The following is a 2,569-nucleotide window of genomic DNA, read 5'->3' as shown; positions in this document are numbered from 1 at the left end:
TGTGCCATTGTCCGGGCAGGACGGCTTTGAACATGGACGACAGGGGATGGGCGGGGCGGCCGCGGCGGTCTCGGAGGTAACGGGTTTTTTGACGGATCAGGTATTGTTCGATCGGCTGCCAATCAATCACCTGGTCCAACTCCGATAGCGGGAAGCGGCCGATGTGTTTGGCAGTCATGGCTTGTGCGGTTTGCCGGAAGAAGGTGCTCATGGGAAATCCCCTAAATGCCTTGGTGGGAATTTAGGGGATTTTAGGGGAATTTTGCAAAGGTCTCGGCATTTGTGTTGCCCAAACATCCGATGCCTGCGTTAACGCCTGCGTCAACGTTTGCACAAATCGGGTTTGGTTTCGCCCTCGCGGCGCAGCTCCTTGGGCAGGACGAACACGATGCTTTCTTCCGCGCCCCCCCCTTCGCGCACGGTTTCATGCCCCCATCCGCGTATGGCTGCCAATACTTCCCGCACCAACACTTCGGGCGCGGACGCGCCTGCCGTTACGCCGACTTTGCTTTTGCCTTCAAACCACGTGCGTTGCAGGTAGGACGCGTTGTCCACCATATACGCATCGATTCCGCGCGATGCCGCCACTTCGCGCAGGCGGTTGCTGTTGGACGAATTGGGCGAACCGACCACAATCACGATGTCGCACTGTTCCGCCAGCTCTTTGACGGCGGTTTGCCGGTTGGTCGTCGCATAGCAGATGTCTTCCTTGTGCGGATTGCGGATATTGGGGAAACGCGCGTTCAGCGCGGCGATGATGTCTTTGGTTTCATCGACCGAGAGCGTGGTTTGGCTGACATAGGCGAGTTTGTCGGGGTTTCTGACTTCGAGTTTTGCCACATCTCCGACCGTTTCGACCAAAAGCATTTTGCCCGGTGCAAGCTGCCCCATCGTGCCTTCGACCTCGGCGTGCCCCTTATGCCCGATCATGATGATTTCACAGTTTTGGGCATCCAGTCGGGCGACTTCCTTATGCACTTTCGTCACCAGCGGGCAAGTCGCATCAAATACCCGGAAACCGCGCTCCGCCGCTTCCTGCTGCACCGCCTTCGATACGCCGTGTGCCGAATAAACCAGTGTCGCGCCCGGCGGCACTTCCGCCAAGTCTTCGATAAACACCGCGCCTTTTTCGCGCAGGTTGTCCACGACGAATTTGTTGTGGACGACTTCGTGGCGCACATAAACCGGCGCGCCGAATTCTTCCAAAGCACGTTCGACAATACTGATTGCCCGATCCACACCGGCGCAGAAGCCGCGCGGATTGGCAAGGATGATGGTTTTTCCGTTCATAAGTTTTGCATTCCGTGTTCAGACGGCATTCACGTTTTTTTGCTATCTTTGCGATGGACGATATTGTCAAGCACCGCCAACACCGCACCGACGCAGATAAAGCTGTCGGCAATATTAAAGGCGGGATAAAACCAATTTTGCCAATAAAACAATAAGAAATCGACGACATGACCGTGTATCAGGCGATCGATGACATTGCCCGACGCACCGCCGATAATCATTGCCGCCCCGATTTTGCCGAGGGCTGCAAACTCGTCGCGCAAGATGGCGCGTACCAAATACGCGCTCACCGCCACCGCCAGCACCAAAAAAAAGTATTTCTGCCAGCCGCCCTGATCGGCAAGGAAGCTGAATGCCGCGCCCGGGTTGTACACCAGCGTCAGATCGAAAAACGAAGGGATGACGTTGACGCGTTCCCGATACTGAAACGACGACAGCACCGCCCACTTCGACCACTGGTCCAGCACGATGGCGGCAAGTGCCAATACCCAATAGCGCGTTTTACTTGAAACAGATGAAGACATATTTTTCAACAGCCGGATAAAAGAGTGCCATTCTACCCGAAAACCCCCTTTCCTGTACCCGAAACGGCAAATGCCGTAATCTTGAAACCCGTCATTCCCGCGCAGGCGGGAATCCGGACCTGTCCGCACGGAAACTTATCGGATAAAACGGTTGCCCAAACCCCGCGTCCTAGATTCCCACTTTCGCGGGAATGACGGTTCGGTTGCGTAGGGCCGGGTGGTCGAAAAGGCGGATTCGATGGATTCGATGAAAACGGTAGACATGTTGGATTGATGGAAATGGCGGGCCGAAGCACACCCTACGGCCCGCCGGATTTCCGCCTGCGCGGGAATGACGGGGTTTCAGGTTGCTGTTTCAGGTTTCTGTTTTTAAGTTTCTGTTTCGGTTTGCTATTTTATAGAAATGACGAAATTTTAGATTGCAAGAACTTATCCCCTCCGCCGTCATTCCCACGGAAGTGGGAATCTAGAAATAAAAAGCAGCAGGAATTTATCGGAAATAACTGAAACCGAACGGACCGGATTCCCGCCTGCGCGGGAATGACGAATCCATCCGTACGGAAACCTGCACCACGTCATTCCCACAAAAGTGGGAATCCAGGACGTAAAATCTCAAGAAACCTTTTTTCCCGATAAGTTTCCGCACCGACCGGCCTAGATTCCCGCCCGCGCGGGAATGACGGCTGCAGATGCCCGACGGTCTTTATAGCGGATTAACAAAAATCAGGACAAGGCGGCGGGCCGCAGGCAGTACG

The 2,569-nt window shown here is 54.9% G+C and carries 3 protein-coding genes; all 3 read right to left on the bottom strand.

What is annotated here, in order from left to right:
- On the bottom strand, positions 1-211 hold a 211-nt coding region (locus DFR77_RS12625), incomplete at its 3' end, for a transposase (protein ID WP_071201064.1).
- A gap of 110 nt (positions 212-321) precedes the next feature.
- Positions 322-1,290 (bottom strand): 4-hydroxy-3-methylbut-2-enyl diphosphate reductase, encoded by a 969-nt coding sequence (gene ispH, locus DFR77_RS12615; RefSeq protein ID WP_003687322.1) that lies wholly within the window; start codon positions 1,288-1,290, stop codon positions 322-324.
- Between the two features lie 29 nt (positions 1,291-1,319).
- Positions 1,320-1,814, bottom strand: coding sequence for a signal peptidase II (gene lspA / locus DFR77_RS12610; protein ID WP_003687321.1), 495 nt, complete (start codon positions 1,812-1,814; stop codon positions 1,320-1,322).
- Between the last annotated feature and the right edge of the window lie 755 nt (positions 1,815-2,569).

Source organism: Neisseria gonorrhoeae (assembly GCF_003315235.1).
Classification (GTDB): domain Bacteria; phylum Pseudomonadota; class Gammaproteobacteria; order Burkholderiales; family Neisseriaceae; genus Neisseria; species Neisseria gonorrhoeae.
Note: the sequence above shows the minus strand (reverse complement) of the source record. Positions and strands in the feature narration are given on the sequence as shown.

Bases quoted from the DNA above. Each gene is read 5' to 3' on its own strand.
- lspA (WP_003687321.1), bottom strand. From the start codon at position 1,814: ATGTCTTCATCTGTTTCAAGTAAAACGCGCTATTGGGTATTGGCACTT.
- ispH (WP_003687322.1), bottom strand. From the start codon at position 1,290: ATGAACGGAAAAACCATCATCCTTGCCAATCCGCGCGGCTTCTGCGCC.